The sequence below is a fragment of the Halomonas getboli genome (assembly GCF_023094245.1).
Classification (GTDB): domain Bacteria; phylum Pseudomonadota; class Gammaproteobacteria; order Pseudomonadales; family Halomonadaceae; genus Halomonas; species Halomonas getboli.
On sequence record NZ_JALMEW010000001.1, the window covers coordinates 211,259 to 227,763 of the forward strand.

21 protein-coding genes are annotated in these 16,505 nt (G+C 69.2%); 10 read left to right on the top strand and 11 right to left on the bottom strand.

What is annotated here, in order from left to right; genetic code table 11:
• Window positions 1–21 precede the first annotated feature (21 nt).
• The 10 genes from MYL53_RS01025 to MYL53_RS01070 all read right to left on the bottom strand — a co-directional run bounded on the left by MYL53_RS01025 (window position 22) and on the right by MYL53_RS01070 (window position 7,089).
• Window positions 22–291 (bottom strand): HPr family phosphocarrier protein, encoded by a 270-nt coding sequence (locus MYL53_RS01025; protein WP_247851501.1) that lies wholly within the window; start codon window positions 289–291, stop codon window positions 22–24.
• A 4-nt stretch (window positions 292–295) separates the two neighbouring features.
• A complete protein-coding gene (gene rapZ, locus MYL53_RS01030; RefSeq protein WP_247851502.1) occupies window positions 296–1,195 on the bottom strand; it encodes an RNase adapter RapZ in 900 nt (299 codons plus the stop codon).
• 27 nt (window positions 1,196–1,222) lie between these two features.
• Window positions 1,223–1,708 (bottom strand): PTS sugar transporter subunit IIA, encoded by a 486-nt coding sequence (locus MYL53_RS01035; protein WP_247851503.1) that lies wholly within the window; start codon window positions 1,706–1,708, stop codon window positions 1,223–1,225.
• 6 nt (window positions 1,709–1,714) lie between these two features.
• Window positions 1,715–2,026, bottom strand: a complete 312-nt coding sequence (gene hpf / locus MYL53_RS01040) for a ribosome hibernation-promoting factor, HPF/YfiA family (RefSeq protein ID WP_247851504.1) — start codon at window positions 2,024–2,026, stop codon at window positions 1,715–1,717.
• Between the two features lie 113 nt (window positions 2,027–2,139).
• Entirely contained in the window at window positions 2,140–3,540 is a 1,401-nt protein-coding gene (locus MYL53_RS01045) for an RNA polymerase factor sigma-54 (protein ID WP_247851505.1), read from the bottom strand.
• A 158-nt stretch (window positions 3,541–3,698) separates the two neighbouring features.
• Entirely contained in the window at window positions 3,699–4,424 is a 726-nt protein-coding gene (gene lptB, locus MYL53_RS01050) for an LPS export ABC transporter ATP-binding protein (RefSeq protein ID WP_247851506.1), read from the bottom strand.
• On the bottom strand, window positions 4,421–4,948 hold the full coding sequence (gene lptA, locus MYL53_RS01055) for a lipopolysaccharide transport periplasmic protein LptA (protein ID WP_247851507.1): 528 nt from the start codon (window positions 4,946–4,948) through the stop codon (window positions 4,421–4,423). The genes lptB and lptA overlap by 4 nt, the downstream gene beginning before the upstream one ends.
• The gene (gene lptC, locus MYL53_RS01060; RefSeq protein WP_247851508.1) at window positions 4,945–5,529 is read right to left on the bottom strand and encodes an LPS export ABC transporter periplasmic protein LptC; all 585 of its coding nucleotides are present in this window, start codon (window positions 5,527–5,529) and stop codon (window positions 4,945–4,947) included. Before lptC ends, lptA begins: the two co-directional genes overlap by 4 nt.
• Window positions 5,530–5,533: 4 nt before the next feature.
• The gene (locus MYL53_RS01065) at window positions 5,534–6,091 is read right to left on the bottom strand and encodes a KdsC family phosphatase (RefSeq protein WP_247851509.1); all 558 of its coding nucleotides are present in this window, start codon (window positions 6,089–6,091) and stop codon (window positions 5,534–5,536) included.
• A 14-nt stretch (window positions 6,092–6,105) separates the two neighbouring features.
• The gene (locus tag MYL53_RS01070) at window positions 6,106–7,089 is read right to left on the bottom strand and encodes a KpsF/GutQ family sugar-phosphate isomerase (RefSeq protein ID WP_247851510.1); all 984 of its coding nucleotides are present in this window, start codon (window positions 7,087–7,089) and stop codon (window positions 6,106–6,108) included.
• A gap of 187 nt (window positions 7,090–7,276) precedes the next feature.
• Here MYL53_RS01070 and MYL53_RS01075 point away from each other — a divergent pair, with 187 nt between their 5' ends.
• From MYL53_RS01075 to hisD, 9 genes are all read left to right on the top strand, one after another.
• Window positions 7,277–8,089, top strand: a complete 813-nt coding sequence (locus MYL53_RS01075; RefSeq protein WP_247851511.1) for an ABC transporter ATP-binding protein — start codon at window positions 7,277–7,279, stop codon at window positions 8,087–8,089.
• Entirely contained in the window at window positions 8,086–8,868 is a 783-nt protein-coding gene (gene mlaE, locus MYL53_RS01080) for a lipid asymmetry maintenance ABC transporter permease subunit MlaE (protein WP_247851512.1), read from the top strand. The genes MYL53_RS01075 and mlaE overlap by 4 nt, the downstream gene beginning before the upstream one ends.
• Before the next feature lie 58 nt (window positions 8,869–8,926).
• Window positions 8,927–9,391, top strand: coding sequence for an outer membrane lipid asymmetry maintenance protein MlaD (mlaD, locus tag MYL53_RS01085; RefSeq protein ID WP_247851513.1), 465 nt, complete (start codon window positions 8,927–8,929; stop codon window positions 9,389–9,391).
• 5 nt (window positions 9,392–9,396) lie between these two features.
• A complete protein-coding gene (locus tag MYL53_RS01090; protein ID WP_247851514.1) occupies window positions 9,397–10,053 on the top strand; it encodes an MlaC/ttg2D family ABC transporter substrate-binding protein in 657 nt (218 codons plus the stop codon).
• Complete coding sequence (locus MYL53_RS01095; protein WP_247851515.1) at window positions 10,050–10,388, top strand: STAS domain-containing protein; 339 nt, start codon at window positions 10,050–10,052, stop codon at window positions 10,386–10,388. Before MYL53_RS01090 ends, MYL53_RS01095 begins: the two co-directional genes overlap by 4 nt.
• A gap of 190 nt (window positions 10,389–10,578) precedes the next feature.
• The gene (locus MYL53_RS01100; protein ID WP_247851516.1) at window positions 10,579–10,833 is read left to right on the top strand and encodes a BolA family protein; all 255 of its coding nucleotides are present in this window, start codon (window positions 10,579–10,581) and stop codon (window positions 10,831–10,833) included.
• A 13-nt stretch (window positions 10,834–10,846) separates the two neighbouring features.
• Entirely contained in the window at window positions 10,847–12,109 is a 1,263-nt protein-coding gene (gene murA / locus MYL53_RS01105) for a UDP-N-acetylglucosamine 1-carboxyvinyltransferase (protein ID WP_247851517.1), read from the top strand.
• Window positions 12,110–12,128: 19 nt separating this feature from the next.
• Window positions 12,129–12,782, top strand: coding sequence for an ATP phosphoribosyltransferase (hisG, locus tag MYL53_RS01110; RefSeq protein WP_247851518.1), 654 nt, complete (start codon window positions 12,129–12,131; stop codon window positions 12,780–12,782).
• Window positions 12,783–12,816: 34 nt separating this feature from the next.
• Window positions 12,817–14,139: a histidinol dehydrogenase gene (hisD, locus tag MYL53_RS01115; protein ID WP_247851519.1), complete on the top strand. Its 1,323-nt coding sequence runs from the start codon at window positions 12,817–12,819 to the stop codon at window positions 14,137–14,139.
• Window positions 14,140–14,217: 78 nt separating this feature from the next.
• On the opposite strand, the gene MYL53_RS01120 is transcribed toward hisD, so the two are convergent.
• Entirely contained in the window at window positions 14,218–15,462 is a 1,245-nt protein-coding gene (locus MYL53_RS01120; RefSeq protein ID WP_247851520.1) for a Do family serine endopeptidase, read from the bottom strand.
• Between the two features lie 158 nt (window positions 15,463–15,620).
• On the opposite strand from MYL53_RS01120, the gene MYL53_RS01125 reads away from it, so the two are divergent.
• Window positions 15,621–16,382 carry a Nif3-like dinuclear metal center hexameric protein gene (locus tag MYL53_RS01125; protein ID WP_247851521.1) on the top strand — a complete coding sequence of 254 codons (762 nt, stop codon included), beginning with the start codon at window positions 15,621–15,623 and terminating at the stop codon, window positions 16,380–16,382.
• Window positions 16,383–16,505 lie beyond the last annotated feature (123 nt).

Consider the following 16,505-nt stretch of genomic DNA (forward strand, 5'->3'; position numbering starts at 1 on the left):
CATATTGCTCCTCGCTCCTCGTCAGGCTTCCTCGTCGAAGCGCGCCTCGAACAGCGCTTCCAGGGCGTCCAGTACCGCTTCGCCGTCGTCGCCGTCGGCTTTCAGGACCAGCTCGGTGCCGCAGGGGGCGGCCAGCATCAGCAGCGCCATGATATTGGTGGCATCGGCCTGCTGGTCGCCGTGGCAGACAATGACCCGAGAGGCGTAGGGCTGGCAGCACTGTACCAGGCGGGTGGCGGCGCGGGCGTGCAGGCCGCGCTTGTTGGTCAGGGTGAGCTTGCGGCTGGGCACGTGACTAGCGGTCCTTGGCGTCGTTCGGGGCAGGGAGGGTGAGTTGCAGGCCGAGCTCGCGGTGACGCAGGCGCACGCCGGCGTGTTTCTCGGCGAGGCGACGGGACAGCCGCTCGGCCAGGTAGGTAGAACGATGCTGGCCGCCGGTGCAGCCGATCGCCACGGTCAGGTAGCTGCGCTGGCTGGCCCGGTAGCGGGGCAGCCAGCGCTCGATCCAGGCGAGGATGTCGGCGGCCATCTCGTCGACCACCGGATAGCGCTCGAGGAAGGCGATGACGCTGTCGTCGCGACCGGTGGCGTCGCGCAGCTGCGGGTCCCAGTAGGGGTTGGGCAGGCAGCGAACGTCGAACACGATATCCGCATCCAGCGGCACGCCGCGCTTGAAGCCGAAGGATTCGAGGGTCAGGGTCAGCCCCTCGCGGCGATGGCCGGCCACCTGATCGGTAATGCGGCCACGCAGATCGTGCACCGAGAGCCGAGAGGTGTCGATCAGCAGGTCGGCGAGGTCGCGGATCTCTCCCAGGGCGTCCTCTTCGCGGTCGATCGCCTCGGCCAGGGTCATCTCGGTGTCGCGGGTCAGCGGATGGCGACGTCGGGTGGCGGAGTAGCGCTCCAGCAGGATGCGCGCGTCGGTGGTCAGATAGACCACCTGGCAGTGGATGTCGCGGGAGCGCACGTCCTCCAGCAGCGTCGGAAACCGCTCCAGGGCGTGGGGCAGGTTGCGGGCATCGATGCTGACGGCGACGGCGCTGCGTAGCGACTGGCCGTCGCGCAGCTCGTCCATCAAGGGGCCCAGCAGCATCGCCGGCAGGTTGTCGATGGCGTAGAAGCCCAGGTCCTCCAGGGCCTGCAGGGCGATCGACTTGCCGGAGCCGGAGCGTCCGCTGATGATGACGAGCTGCATGAACGGGTCTCCTGGTCGGGCCGGACGTCAGCCGCGTCCGCTGGGGGCCGGTGCCTGCCGCCGAATGGCCTCGAGGAGGCAGTCATGCAGTTCGCGCTGGCTGCCGGCTCGGCGCAGGGCGCTGCGGGTCTCGGCGTCGTTCATCACGCTGGCGACCTGGCCGAGCAGCGCGAGGTGGGCGTCATCGGCCTCTTCGGGGACCAGCAGCACGAACACCAGATCGACGGGTTCGCCGTCGATGGCGTCGAAGTCGATCGGCTCGTCGAGCTTGAGGAAGCCGGCGATGGGCGCCTTGCAGTGCGGGTTGCGGGAGTGCGGGATCGCGACCCCGTGCCCGATGCCGGTGCTGCCCAGACGCTCACGCCCGATCAGCCGGCTGAAGACCTCCTGGCTGTCGAGACTCGGAATGTTCTGGGCGATGAAGGTGCTGAAGAATTCCAGCACCCGTTTCTTGCTCCCCCCGGGCACGCCGAAGAGGGTGCGCTCGGGGGGCAGGATGGATTCGAGTGACATGATGGCTCAGCGGACGCTTGCGGCGCCCTGGGCGCGGGCCTGGGTCTTTTCCTTGTGCTTGACGAGCTGGCGATCCAGCTTGTCGGCAAGGGCGTCGATGGCGGCGTACATGTCGGCGTCCATCGCTTCGGCGTGCAGATCGGCGCCGGCGGCATGCAGCGTGCAGGCGGCCTGCTGGCGTTCCTTCTCGACGGAGAGCGTGACCTGAACGGTGGTGATGTTGTCGTAATGGCGTTCCAGGCGGGAGAGCTTCTCCTGCACGTAGTCACGCAGCGGGTCGGTCAATTCCACGTGATGTCCGGTGAGGTTCACTTGCATGACACGCTCCTTGCTCCTTGGGTGGTGACTCGATTGTAACCCTTTTTGGTGCCTTGCAAACCCCCTGCGCCGAGCCCGTTTTCACGTCCCCGAGACGCCCTCCGAAGGCCCTGTCAGCCGAGCCGCTTGCGCTGGCTGGAAGAGGGGATCTGCATCGCCTCGCGGTACTTGGCGACGGTGCGTCGGGCGACCTCGATGCCCTCCTCGGCGAGCAGGGTGACCAGCTTGCTGTCGGACAGCGGCTTGCGCGGCGGTTCGCCCTCGATCAGCTTGCGGATGCGGGCGCGGATCGCGGTGCTGGAGTGTGCGTCCTCGCCGTCGCCGACCTGGCTGGAGAAGAAGTACTTGAGCTCGAACACGCCGCGTGGGGTGTGGATGAACTTCTGGGTGGTGACCCGCGAGATGGTCGACTCGTGCATCTCCACCGCCTGGGCGATGTCGGCCAGGATCAGTGGCTTCATGGCCTCCTCGCCGCGCTCGAGGAAGTCGATCTGGCGGGTCATCACCTCGTGGCCGACCCGCAGCAGGGTGTCATTGCGGCTGGCCAGGCTCTTGATCAGCCAGCGTGCCTCCTGCAGGTGGTCCTTGAGGAACTGGTTGTCGTCGCTCTTGTCGGCGCGCTTGATCAGTGCCGCGTAGTCCGGCTGGATGCGCAGCCGAGGCATCGCCTCGGGATTGAGCTCGACCCGCCAGCCCTGGGGGGTGTGGCGAGCCACCAGGTCGGGGATCACGTAGTCGCTGTCGCCGCTCGAGAATTCGCTGCCGGGGCGCGGATCGAGGCTGCGGATCAGGCCGATCACCTCGTCGAGGGTGTCGTCGTCGAGCCCCAGGCGCCGCTTGAGTAGCTTGCGGTCGTTGCCGCCCAGGGCCTCGAGGAACTGGCGCACCAGGCGCCGCGCCTGGGGCAGCAGCGGGGTGTCGTCGGGCAGGGTGGCGAGCTGCAGCAGCAGGCATTCGCGCAGGTCGCGGGCGAACACGCCGGTGGGCTCGAACTGCTGCAGGCGCAGCAGTACCGCCTCCACTTCGCGGGTGGCGAGCCCTTCGAGGCCCTGGGCGCGCAGGCCGTCGCGCAGCTCGTCCAGCGGCTGGTCCAGGTAGCCGTCCGGGGTCACGGCATCGATCAGGCTCTCGGCGATGCGGATCTCGCGCTCGCCGAGCTCGCTCATGGCCAGCTGCCAGGCGAGGTGGCCCTGCAGGCTCTGCCCGGCGGCCTGGCGCTCGAAGTCGGGACCCTCGCCGCTGCCACCGGCGTCCTGGAAGGTATCGGACCAGTCGCTGTCGACGCTGAGCTCTTCCGGGATCTCGTCGGACCAGTCGTCTTCCGGCGTCTCGCCGACCGCCTGCTCGCCGAAGTCGTCCTCGAGCTCGAGCATGGGATTACCCTCCAGGGCCTGCTGGATCTCCTGGCGCAGGTCGAGGGTCGAGAGCTGCAGCAGGCCGATCGCCTGCTGCAGCTGGGGCGTCATGGTCAGCTGAGTGCCGACACGCAGTTGAAGGGATGCCTTCATGGCCATGGGAAAGCGGTCCGGTCCTGCGGCGAAGGGCCTTCCACCCTAGTGGGCGGGCGGGCGCGATGCAAGTCCGTGTAAAGCAATTAGTATGCCAATGGCAATCACCGTGCCCGTCTGTGCATGGCGACAGTATATCAGTGACTTGCGAAGCTTTGCTGAGCTCAGAGGCGGAAGTCCTGACCCAGATAGACGTCGCGTACCCGCTGATTGGCCAGGATCTCCTCGGCGTCACCCTCGGCGATGATCTGGCCGTCGCCGACGATATAGGCGGCGTCGCAGATATCCAGGGTTTCGCGCACGTTGTGGTCGGTGATCAGCACGCCGATCTCGCGGGCCTTGAGCTGGCGGATGATGCCCTTGATCTCACCTACCGAGATCGGGTCGACCCCGGCGAAGGGCTCGTCGAGCAGGATGAAGTCGGGCTCGGTGGCCAGCGCCCGGGCGATCTCCACCCGTCGGCGCTCGCCGCCGGACAGGCTCATGCCCAGGTTGTCGCGGATATGGGTGATGTGGAACTCCTCCAGCAGCGTCTCCAGGCGTGCCTGGCGGCCGGCGCGGTCGAGGTCGCGGCGGGTCTCGAGGATCGCCATGATGTTATCGGCCACCGACAGCTTGCGGAAGATCGAGGCTTCCTGAGGCAGGTAGCCGATGCCGGCCTGGGCGCGCTGGTGCATGGCCGCGCCGGACAGGTCGCGGTCGTCGATGCTGACATTGCCGGCATCGGCCCGTACCAGGCCGACGATCATGTAGAAGGAGGTGGTCTTGCCGGCGCCGTTGGGGCCTAGCAGGCCGACGATGCGGCCCTGCCGGATCTCGAGGCTGATGTCCTGGACCACGCGACGGCGCTTGTAGCTCTTGGCCAGATGCTGGGCGCTCAGGGTCTTCATGGGTTGTCCTGCTGTGCCGGCTCCAGGGTCATGCGCACGCGCTGACTGTCGCCGACGCCCTGGGCGTCGGAGCGGGCCTGGACGACGCGGCGATCGAGGAAGTACTCCAGATAGCCGCCGTCGAAGGTGTCGCCGCCCTTGTGGAGTTCGGCCTGGTCGACCAGCTCGATGCGCCGCTCCGCCACGTGATAGATCACGGTGCGGCCCCAGGCGCGGACGATGGGCTCGTCGGGCGCTGGCTTCTGCTCCAGGTAGGCGCGCTGACCGGTAGCGGTGGCGGTGGTCAGCTGGCCGGCGGCGTTGCGCTGGATCTCGACGCGGTCGCCGGTCAGCTTCATGCTGCCCTGCAGGACGCTGACGTCGCCCTGATAGACGGCGGTGCCGGCGCGATCGTCGAGGTCCAGCCGGTCGGCTTCGACCTGGATGGGGGCGCTGGCATCGCCTTCCAGCGCCAGGGCGGCGGGGGCGGTCAGCGCCGTGGTGAGCAGCGCCGCGGCGAGCAGCGAGGCGAAGGGTCGCGTCATGGCTCGGGGTCCTCCTGGGTGTCCGGCGGGTGGTGGCCGCGCACATTGTCGGTCAGTCTGGCGCGGTTGTCATCGAGCCAGGCGTCGAAGCGTTCGCCGCGCATCCACTGCGGCGGCTGGCTCAGCCGCGCCGGGGTGTCGCTCCAGGCGTGGCCGGTGTCGCTGTCATAGTGCAACCGCTCGGTCTCGAGCCGCCAGCGCTCCTCGGGCGCGGTCAGCACCGCCTGGCCCTCGAGGGTGAGCAGGTGGCCGCCGTTCTCTAGCCGCCCCTTCTTGCCGTCGGCCAGCCATAGCCGGCCTTCGCTGTCGCGCAGCTGGGCGTGGGGGGTGGTCAGGCGGGTGACGTCGTCCTCGGGGGTGTGCTCCAGGCGCGGCGTGGTCAGCCGCTGATGGGGCCTGCCCTGGGCGTCGAAGCGCGTCAGGTGGGCGTTCTCGAGGTAGTAGTCGGGCTCGCCGGTGGCGCCCTGTGGCGCGGGGCCGGGCGGCGCCACGGAGCGCTGGTCGAGCAGCGCCAGGCCGCCGCCGAGGGCGAGCAGCAGCAGGAACAGCCAGGTGCGAAAACCGGGGCGGGGCAGGCGCATGGCGTCAGCCCTGACCGTTCAGGTAGGTGTCGAGCATGGCGTCCAGATGGCCCTGGGCCTGGAGCAGCGCATCGCAGATCTCGCGCACAGCGCCATGGCCGCCTTCGCGCTCGGTGACCCAGTCGGCGTGCTGGCGCATGTAGCGCGGGGCGCCGGGCACACTGATACCGACCCCGGCCTGATGGATCGGCGCCAGGTCGGGTAGGTCGTCGCCACAGTAGGCGACCTGGGACAGGTCGAGCCCGAGGTCCTGGCACAGCCGGCGCAGGGTGGGCAGCTTCTTCTCGACGCCCTGATGGAGATGCTTGATGCCGAGCGCGCTGGCGCGGCGGCTGACCATCGGCGAGTCGCGGCCGGTAATCAGCGCCACCTGGATGCCGGCGCGCTGGACCAGCTTGAGGCCGTGGCCGTCGAGGGTGTGGAAGGCCTTGATGCTGTCGCCGTCGGCCTCGAAATAGAGGCGGCCGTCGGTGAGCACGCCGTCCACGTCCAGGGCCAGCAGGCGCACCCGGCGCAGGCGCTCGAGCAGGTCCGGGGGCAGCGGGAATGCGTCGAGGGTCATGGAATCTCCTAGGGTCAGATGACGCCGCTGGCCAGCAGGTCGTGCATGTGCAGGGCGCCCACCGGGCGGTCGTCGTCGTCCACCACCGCCAGCGCGGTGATGCGATTGTCCTCCATCAGCCTCACGGCCTCGGCGGCCAGGGTGTCGGGCGCGACGCGCTTGCCGGGCACGGTCATGACCTGATCCACCGTCAGCGACGAGAGGTCGCTGAACTGATCCAGGGTGCGGCGCAGGTCGCCGTCGGTATAGACGCCGGCCAGCCGCCCGTCGGGGGCGATCACGCAGGTGAAGCCCAGGCCCTGGCGGGTGATCTCCAGTAGGGCGTCGCGCAACGGGCTGCCCAGCGCCACCTTCGGCAGCCGGCTGCCCTGGTGCATCAGGTCCGAGACCTGGAGCAGCAGGCGTTTGCCGAGGCTGCCGCCGGGGTGTGAGAGCGCGAAGTCCTCGGCGGTGAAGCCGCGGCTCTCGAGCAGCGCCACGGCCAGGGCATCGCCCAGCGCCAGGGCGGCGGTGGTGGATGAGGTCGGCGCCAGGTCCAGCGGGCAGGCCTCGCGCTCGACGCCGGCGTCCAGATGGGCCTCGGCGTGGCGGGCCAGGGTCGAGCCGGGACGGCCGGTCATGCTGATCAGCGGCGTGCCGAGGCGCTTGAGCAGCGGCAGCAGGGCGGTGACCTCGGCGGTCTCGCCGGAGTTCGACAGCGCCAGCACCACGTCGCCGGGAGTGATCATGCCCAGGTCGCCGTGGCTGGCCTCGCCCGGATGCACGAAGAACGCCGGCGTGCCGGTGCTGGCCAGGGTGGCGGCGATCTTGCCGCCGACGTGGCCGGACTTGCCCATGCCGGTGACCACCACCCGGCCGCGACAGGCCAGGATCAGCTCGCAGGCGCGCTCGAAGTCGCCGTCGAGGCGCTCGATGAGGGCGCCGATGGCCTGCTGCTCCAGGCGCAGGGTGCGTTCTGCGCTGGCCAGCAGGCCGGCGGAGGAGGATTCGTCTGTCATGGGGGGATTGTTGCCTGTTGCGGTGTTGGGCTCAAGGGCGGTCGCTCCCGCCGCTGCAGGCGGGCCGCGCAAGAGGGCGCTCATTGAACCCCTTGCGCGGGCGTGGCGCAACCGGGCAAGCGCCGTGCTGGCGCCTCGGGGGCGGGTTAGGATACGATGTTCGATAATCTTGAAGGAAGTTCAATGGATGAGTGAATCCCCTCTCATCGAGGTGGAGGGCCTGCGCTTCTCTCGCGGAGAAACGGAGATCTTCCGCGGCCTCGACATGGTGGTGCCCCGCGGCAAGATCACCGCGATCATGGGCCCCAGCGGCACCGGCAAGACCACCCTGCTCAAGCTGATCGGCGGCCAGCTCGCGCCCGATGCCGGGCGGGTGCGGATCGCCGGTGAGGACGTGCACGCGCTGTCGCGCAAGGCGCTGTTCCGGCTGCGCCGACGCATGGGCATGCTGTTCCAGAGCGGGGCGCTGTTCTCCGACCTCGACGTGTTCGAGAATGTGGCCTTCCCGCTGCGCGTGCACACCGACCTGCCCGAATCGATGGTCCGCGACCTGGTGCTGATGAAGCTCCAGGCCGTGGGGCTGCGCGGCGCCCGGGCGCTGATGCCGTCGGAGCTTTCCGGCGGCATGGCGCGGCGCGTGGCGCTGGCCCGGGCGATCGCCCTGGATCCGGAGCTGATCCTCTATGACGAGCCCTTCGTCGGCCAGGATCCCATCTCCATGGGCGTGCTGGTGCAGCTGATCCGCCGCCTCAACGATGCCCTGGGACTCACCGCGGTGGTGGTGTCGCACGATATCAAGGAAACGCTGTCCATCGCCGACTACGTCTACGTGATCGCCGACGGCCGGGTGATGGCCCAGGGCACGCCGCAGAGCCTGGACGTGGATCGCGACCCCAGGGTCAGCCAGTTCATCCACGGCGAGCCGGACGGCCCGGTGCCGTTCCACTATCCCGCCAGGGATTTCTACGACGACCTGCTCGGCACGGGAGGGCCGCGATGACCGCTCTGATTCGGCGCCTGGGGCGCCTGGGCTGCGACCTGACCGAGGGGCTCGGCCAGGCCACCCTGCTGCTCGTCCAGTCGGCCGTCGGCGCGCCCTCCGGCGAGGGCGTCCGCCTGTGGCTGCGCCAGATGTATTTCGTCGGCGTGCTGTCGCTGGCCATCGTGCTGGTCTCGGGGCTGTTCATCGGCATGGTGCTGGGCCTGCAGGGCTACACCATCCTGGTCGATTTCGGCGCCGAGGACGCGCTCGGGCAGATGGTGGCGCTGTCGCTGCTGCGCGAGCTGGCGCCGGTGGTGGCGGCGCTGCTGTTCGCCGGCCGCGCCGGCTCGGCGCTGACCGCCGAGATCGGCCTGATGAAGGCCACCGAGCAGCTCACCAGCATGGAGATGATCGGCGTCGACCCGCTGCGCCGGGTGGTCGCCCCGCGCCTGTGGGCGGGCTTCGTCGCGCTGCCGCTGTTGACCATCGGTTTCGGCGTGATCGGCATCTGGGGCGGCGAGCTGGTCGGGGTGAAGTGGCTGGGCGTCTTCGAGGGCTCCTACTGGGGCAACATGCAGGCCAGCGTCGCCTTCGTCGACGACGTGCTCAACGGGCTGATCAAGAGTCTGGTGTTCGCCCTGGTGGTGACCTGGATCGCGGTCTACCAGGGCTATGCCCTGGTGCCGACCTCGGAAGGCATTGCCCGCGCCACCACGCGGACGGTGGTGTACGCCTCGCTGGCGGTGCTGGGGCTGGATTTCGTACTGACCGCCCTGATGTTCGGCGGGCTCTCCTGAGCCGCGAAGACGGGTAACACGGCGGCCTGGCGCCGCCGCGGATTTGTGGAGACATGGAATGAAGCGCAGCAAGACGATGGAACTGGGCGTCGGCCTGTTCATGCTGGCCGGCATCCTGGGGCTGCTGTTCCTCGCCCTGAGGGTCAGCGGCCTGAGCCTCGAGCCCCCGGGTGACGACTTCCACCTGGAGGCCAACTTCGCCAACGTCGGCGGACTCAAGCCGCGCGCCCGGGTCACCATGGCCGGGGTCACCGTCGGCCGCGTCGAGAGCATCGATTTCGACCCCGAGTGGTACGACGCCAGGGTGGTGCTGACGCTCGACGACGAGCTCGAGGACAAGCTGCCCGAGGACAGCACCGCGGCGATCCTGACGTCGGGCCTGCTCGGCGAGCAGTACGTGGGGCTGTCGGTAGGCGGCGCCCCCAATACGCTGGCGGACGGCGATCGCATCCGCGATACCCAGTCCGCCCTGGTGCTGGAAGAACTCATCCAGCAGTTCGTGTCCAACATGGCCAAGGAGTGAACACCATGAACGCAACGATGCTTTCCAAGCGCCTGACGGCCGCCATGGCGATCATGGCGCTGCTGCTGGCGGCGCTGCCGGCAATGGCCCAGGCCAACACCCCCGAGCAGCTGATTCGCGACAGCGTCGATGAGCTGATGGGCGACATCGAGGGGCGCAAGGACTACTACCGCGCGCATCCCGGCGAGCTCGAGGCCGTGGTCGACGACAGCCTCGAGGACGTGGCCGACTTTCGCTACATCGGTGCCAGCGTGATGGGGCGCTATTTCCGCAACGCCACGCCGGCGCAGCGCTCGCGCTTCGTCGACACCTTCCGTCAGACGCTGATCGACACCTACGCCAAGGGGCTGGTGACCTTTGACTATCAGGAGATCCGCGTCCTCGACAAGCAGGAGGCCTCGCGCTACGACGACCAGGCCAGCGTCGAGATGGAAGTGGTGGCCAGCGACGGTACCGTCTACCCGGTGAGCTATTCGCTGCGTCTGCACGACGACCAGTGGAAGGTGGTCAACGTCATCGTCAACGGCATCAACCTGGGGCTGACCTTCCGCAACCAGTTCGACCAGGCCATGCGCGACCAGAATCGCGACTATGACGCCGTGATCGACGGCTGGGCGCCGGAGCTCGCCGTCGACGAACTGGAGCAGGGCGACCAGGGATGAGCGTGCTGCTGGAAAACGGCGCCAATCGCCTCGAGGTCGACGGCGAGGTGCTGTCGGTCTCCGGCGAGGTCGACTTCGACGGTGCGGCGGAGATTGCCGCGGCCGGCCAGCGCTGGCTCGCCGGCCTGAACGAAGGCAGCCGCGTGATCTTCGACCTCGGCGGGGTGGGGCGCGTCAGCAGCGCGGCGGTCAGCGTGCTGCTGGAATGGACACGCCAGAGCCGGGAAAGCCGGCTCGACGTCGAGTCGGTCAGGCTCTCTGCACCGCTGGCGCGGCTGACCGAGGTCGCCGGGGTCGATGCCCTGCTGCCGGTGGAGGTGAGGGTCGGGGCTTAGGTTCGAGGTTCGAGATCAGGGGAGGGGGCGAGGTTAGAGGTTCCTCGCGCCTCGCTCCTTCCTCCTCGCCCCTGTCGACATGCCCGTCGCCAACGGCGCCGCTTTTCATTACCATGGTCGGCCTGTTCGTCCCGCCATCGCCCCGCGCGATGGCGCTTTCACGGATCAACCAATTTCTAGCGAGGGTTCGATGCTTCCCACTGAGGTCAAGGCGCTGCTCGAGAGCCGGCTCGATGGCTGCGAATTCCATATCCAGGGCGAGGGCTGCGACTTTCAGGTGACCGCCGTCGGCGAGGTCTTCGAGGGGCTGTCCCGCGTCAAGCGTCAGCAGCTGATCTACGGCGCGCTGTCCGACGAGATCGCCTCCGGCGCGCTGCATGCCGTCACCATCAAGACCTACACGCCCGAGCAGTGGCAGGGTGCCGCCGAGAACAAGGGGGCCTGAGGCTCGAGGTGACATGGACAAGCTGATCATTACCGGCAACGGCCCCGTCGACGGCGAGGTCTGGGCCAGCGGCGCCAAGAACGCCGCCCTGCCGATTCTCTGCGCCACCCTGCTGGCCGACGAGCCGGTGACCATCGGGAACCTGCCGCACCTGCAGGACATCACCACCACCTTGGAGCTGCTCGGCCACATGGGCGTGCAGCCGGTGATGGGCGAACGCATGAGCATCCAGCTCAACGGTGCCCAGGTGACCGACTGTCACGCGCCCTACGAGCTGGTCAAGAAGATGCGCGCCTCGATCCTGGTGCTCGGCCCGCTGCTGGCGCACTTCGGCCAGGCCGACGTGTCGCTGCCCGGCGGCTGCGCCATCGGCTCCCGACCGGTCGATCTGCACATCCGCGGCCTCGAGGCCATGGGCGCCGACATCCGCGTCGAGGGCGGCTACATCCGCGCGCGGGTCGACGGCCGCCTCAAGGGCGCGACCATCTTCTTCGATACCGTGACCGTGACCGGCACCGAGAACCTGCTGATGGCCGCGGTGCTGGCCGAGGGCACCACGGTGCTCGAGAACGCCGCCCGCGAGCCCGAGGTGGTCGACCTGGCCGAGTGCCTGATCAAGATGGGCGCCAACATCCGCGGCCATGGCAGCGACACCATTGTCGTCGAGGGCGTCGCGCGCCTGCACGGCGCCGAGCACGACGTGATGCCGGACCGCATCGAGACCGGCACCTTCCTGGTCGCCGCGGCGCTGTCGCGGGGCAAGGTCAAGGTGCGCAACACCCGCGCCGACATCCTCGAGGCGGTGCTGGCCAAGCTCGAGGAGGCCGGCGCCAGCGTGACCACCGGCGAGGGCTGGATCGCGCTGGACATGCATGGCAAGCGGCCGAAGGCGGTCAACGTGCGCACCGCGCCCTATCCGGCCTTCCCGACCGACATGCAGGCCCAGTTCGTCGCCATGAACGCCGTGGCCGAGGGCACCGGGCGGGTGGTCGAGACGATCTTCGAGAACCGCTTCATGCACGTCCAGGAGCTCAACCGCATGGGCGCGAGCATCGCGCTCGAGGGCAACACCGCGGTGATCACCGGGGTCGAGAGCCTGTCCGGCGCGCCGGTCATGGCCACCGACCTGCGGGCCTCGGCGTCGCTGGTGATCGCGGCGATGATGGCCGAGGGCGAGACGCTGGTCGATCGCATCTACCACATCGATCGTGGCTACGAGTGCATCGAGGAAAAACTGCAGCTGCTGGGCGCCAGGATCCGGCGCATCCCGGGCTGAGCCGACAACAGGCGAGACCATGAGCAAGCAACTGATTCTGGCCCTCTCCAAGGGCCGCATTCTCGACGAGACGCTGCCGCTGCTGGCCGAGGCCGGCATCACGCCCGCCGAGGACCTGGGGGCCAGCCGCAAGCTCCTGTTCGACACCAACCTGCCGGACGTCAAGCTGGTGGTGATCCGCGCCACCGACGTACCGACCTACGTCCAGCTCGGCGCCGCCGACGTCGGCGTGGCGGGCAAGGACGTGCTGCTCGAGCACGGCGCCGAGGGGCTCTACGAGCCGCTGGACCTGGAAATCGCCGACTGCAAGCTGATGACCGCGGGCGTGACCGGCGCCGAGCCGTCGCACGCCCGGCGCCGGGTGGCCACCAAATTCGTCAACGTGGCCAAGCGCTACTACGCCGAGCAGGGCATCCAGGCCGAGGTGATCAAGCTCTACGGCGCCATGGAGCTGGCGCCATTGATGAATCTGGCCGACGAGATCGTCGACATCGTCGACACCGGCAACACCCTGCGCGCCAACGGCATGGAGCCGCGCGAGCTGATCGCACCGATCTCCACCCGCCTGGTGGTCAACAAGGCGGCCATGACCATGAAGCATGATCGTCTCAAGCCGCTGATCACCCGCCTGCGCGAGGCGGTCGAGCGGCGCAGCGCCGAGACGCCGGCCTGAGCGGCCGGTCATCCGCGAGAGGAAAGCAATCGTCATGAGTGAAGCGTCCACCGGCCGTCTCGAGATCGCGCGTCTGTCCACTGCCGACGCGGACTTCGAGGCGCGCCTCGATGCCCTGCTGGCCTGGGAAGGCGTGTCCGACGACGAGGTTCAGCGCCGCGTCGCCGACATCCTCGAGGCCGTGAAGACCCGCGGCGACGCCGCCGTGGTCGAGACCAGCAACCGCTTCGATCGCCTCTCGGCGTCGAGCATGGCCGACCTGACCCTGGGGCCGGATCGCCTGCGCCAGGCCTTCGAGGGGCTGCCCGAGGACCAGCGCCGGGCGCTGGCCACCGCCGCCGATCGCGTGCGTCGCTACCACGAGCACCAGAAGCCGGAATCCTGGTCCTATACCGAGGACGACGGCACGGTGCTCGGCCAGCAGGTCATGCCGCTGGATCGCGCCGGCATCTACGTGCCCGGCGGCAAGGCCGCCTACCCGTCCTCGGTGCTGATGAACGCGCTGCCGGCCCACGTGGCCGGCGTCGGCGAGATCGTCATGGTGGTGCCGACCCCGGACGGCGTGCTCAACGAGCTGGTGCTGGCCGCCGCCCACCTGGCGGGCGTCGATCATGTCTTCACCATCGGCGGCGCCCAGGCCGTGGCCGCGCTGGCCTACGGCACCGAGACGGTGCCGCGGGTGGACAAGATCGTCGGCCCCGGCAACATCTACGTGGCTACCGCCAAGCGGGCGGTATTCGGCCAGGTCGGTATCGACATGATCGCCGGCCCGTCGGAGATCCTGGCGGTCTCCGACGGCGGCACCGACGCCAACTGGCTGGCCATGGACCTGTTCTCCCAGGCCGAGCACGACGAGGACGCCCAGTCGATCCTGGTGAGCTGGGACGCCGACCATCTGGACGCGGTCGGCGAGTCCATGGTGCGCCTGCTGCCGACCATGGAGCGCGAGGCGATCATCCGCACCTCGCTGGCCGAGCGCGGTGCGCTGATCCAGTGTCGCGACCGCGACGAGGCGGTGGCGCTGATCAACCGCATTGCCCCGGAGCACCTGGAGCTGTCGGTGGCCGATCCCGAGGCCTGGCTGCCCGAGGTGCGCCACGCCGGCGCTATCTTCATGGGCCGCCACACCGCCGAGGCGCTGGGTGACTACTGCGCGGGGCCGAACCACGTGCTGCCGACCTCGGGCACGGCGCGTTTCTCCTCGCCGCTGGGCGTCTACGACTTCCAGAAGCGTTCCTCGCTGATCGGCTGCTCGGCCGAGGGTGCCTCCACGCTGGGCCGCACCGCCTCGGTGCTGGCGCGCGGCGAATCGCTGACCGCCCACGCCCGCAGCGCCGAGTATCGCATCCGCGATTGAGTGGACGAGGTGCGTGCGGCGAATGCAAAACGGCCCCGTCGATGACGGGGCCGTTTTGCGTTGGGCGGGACGAGCGGGTCACTGCGAGGAAGAGGTCTCGCTATTGTCGGTGTCCTCCGTGGCGAGCGGGCGGGACGGCGTGGGGCGCTCGGCGACCGTCAGCGTGACCTGCTGCTTCTCGCCGCCGCGTATCAGCGTGACCGGCAGCTCGGTGCCGGGGGCGATGTCGGCGATGTCGCTCATGGTCTGGCGCGGGTCGAGGATCGGATTGCCGTCCACCTCGAGCAGCACGTCGCCGGGCTGCAGGCCGGCATCCTCCGCGGGGCCGTCGGGCACCACGCCGGCGATGATCACGCCGGTAGGCGCCTCGAGGCCGAACGAGGCGGCGAGTTCGGGGTTGAGCTCCTGGGCCTCGACCCCAAGCCAGCCACGTACCACGCGGCCCTGGGTGACGATCTGCTCGAGGATGCTGCGCGCCAGGTTGGCGGGAATGGCGAAGCCGATGCCCTGGGAGCCGCCGGAGCGCGAGAAGATGGCGGTGTTGATGCCGACCAGGGCGCCCTCGGGGTTGATCAGTGCGCCGCCGGAGTTGCCCGGGTTGATGGCGGCGTCGGTCTGGATGAAGTCCTCGTAGGCGTTGAGTCCCAGATGGCTGCGGCCGGTGGCGCTGATGATGCCCATGGTCACGGTCTGGCCGACGCCGAAGGGATTGCCGATGGCCAGCGAGACGTCGCCGATGGCGACCTGGCTGGAGTCGGCCAGCTCGATCACCGGCAGGTCGTCCAGGTCGATGCGCAGCACCGCCAGGTCGCTTTCCGGATCGGTGCCGACCACCTCGGCGATGGTCTCGCGTCCGTCGCGCAGGGCCACCTGGATCTGGTCGGCGCCGCGGATCACGTGGTTGTTGGTCAGCACGTAGCCGTCCTCGCTGACGATCACTCCCGAGCCCAGGCTCGACAGCATGCGCTGGCGGCGGGGAGCGTCGTTGCCGAAGAACTGGCGGAAGAAGGGGTCGGACATCAGCGGGTGGCTGTCGCGCTCGACGACTCGCGAGGAGTAGACGTTGACCACCGCCGGGGCGGCCTGATCCACGGCCGTGGCATAGCTCACCTGACCCTGGCCGCGATCCAGCGGGGCCGCCTCGCGCAGCTCGGGAGCGGGGCGGTCGATCTCCTCGGCGGTCGGCGTCGCCTGTGGTGCGGGCGCGGTGGCGACGGGGGGCGTGGCCTGACGACCCAGCAGCCGCGGGAAGGCGTTGAGCAACACGATGGCCAGCAGCAGGCCGATCAGGATGGGCCAGAGATAGGGGAGGGCGCGTCGCATGCGGCGGGCTTCCTTCTGGTGCGTGGTCGCGGGGTGGCGTGGCGGCGGATTAGAATGGCCGCCCGGGTGTTGCATCGGGTGTCGTGACGACAAGCGTCACGCGGTGCAACAGGCGGGCTAGATTGTAACATTGCATGCGAGAACCGTCCGGAGGCTTCATGACGACATCCGCGGAACTGGTAGCGGCCTGCGAGCGGCTGCTGTCACCCGAGCGTTTCAAGGACTACACCCTCAACGGCCTGCAGGTCGAGGGCCGAGAGCGGGTCGCTCGGGTGATGACCGGCGTCACCGCCTGCCAGGCGCTGCTCGACGAGGCCGTGGCCTGGGAGGCCGACCTGCTGCTGGTGCATCACGGCTATTTCTGGAAGAACGAGCCGGTGGCGGTGACCGGCATGAAGCGCCGCCGGCTGGCGACCCTGCTGGGGCACGACATCGGTCTGCTGGCCTATCACCTGCCGCTGGACGCCCACGCCGAGCTCGGCAACAACGCCCGACTCGGCGAGCGGCTGGGCTTCGCGGCGGAGGGCTGTGCCGACGGCGAGCGCGGCGAGGGGCTGATCTGGCTGGGGCGGCCGTCCGCGCCGATGAGTGCGGCGGTGCTGGCCGAGCACGTCGGCGAGCGGCTGGGCCGCGCGCCGCTGCTGATCGAGGCGCCGGGCGTCGGCGAGATTCGCCGCGTGGCCTGGTGCACCGGTGGTGCTCAGGACATGATCGCCGAGGCCGCGGCGGCCGGCGCCGATGCCTTCATTTCCGGTGAGATCTCGGAGCGCACCACCCATCTGGCACGGGAGCTGGGCATCCATTATCTGGCGGCGGGGCATCACGCGACCGAGCGTTACGGCGTCCAGGCGCTGGGCGATCGGCTGGCCGAGGAGTTCGGCGTCGAGCATCGCTTCGTCGATATCGACAATCCGGCCTAGCCGTCCGGCTCGTTCCCTCGGGCGAGAGCCGAAAATCAAGACGCCGCCCGCGGCCGTTGGCCTCGGGCGGCGTCGGGACGTCTCGAACAGGCCTCGCGAATGGGCTGCGCGAGCGTTCGCTCC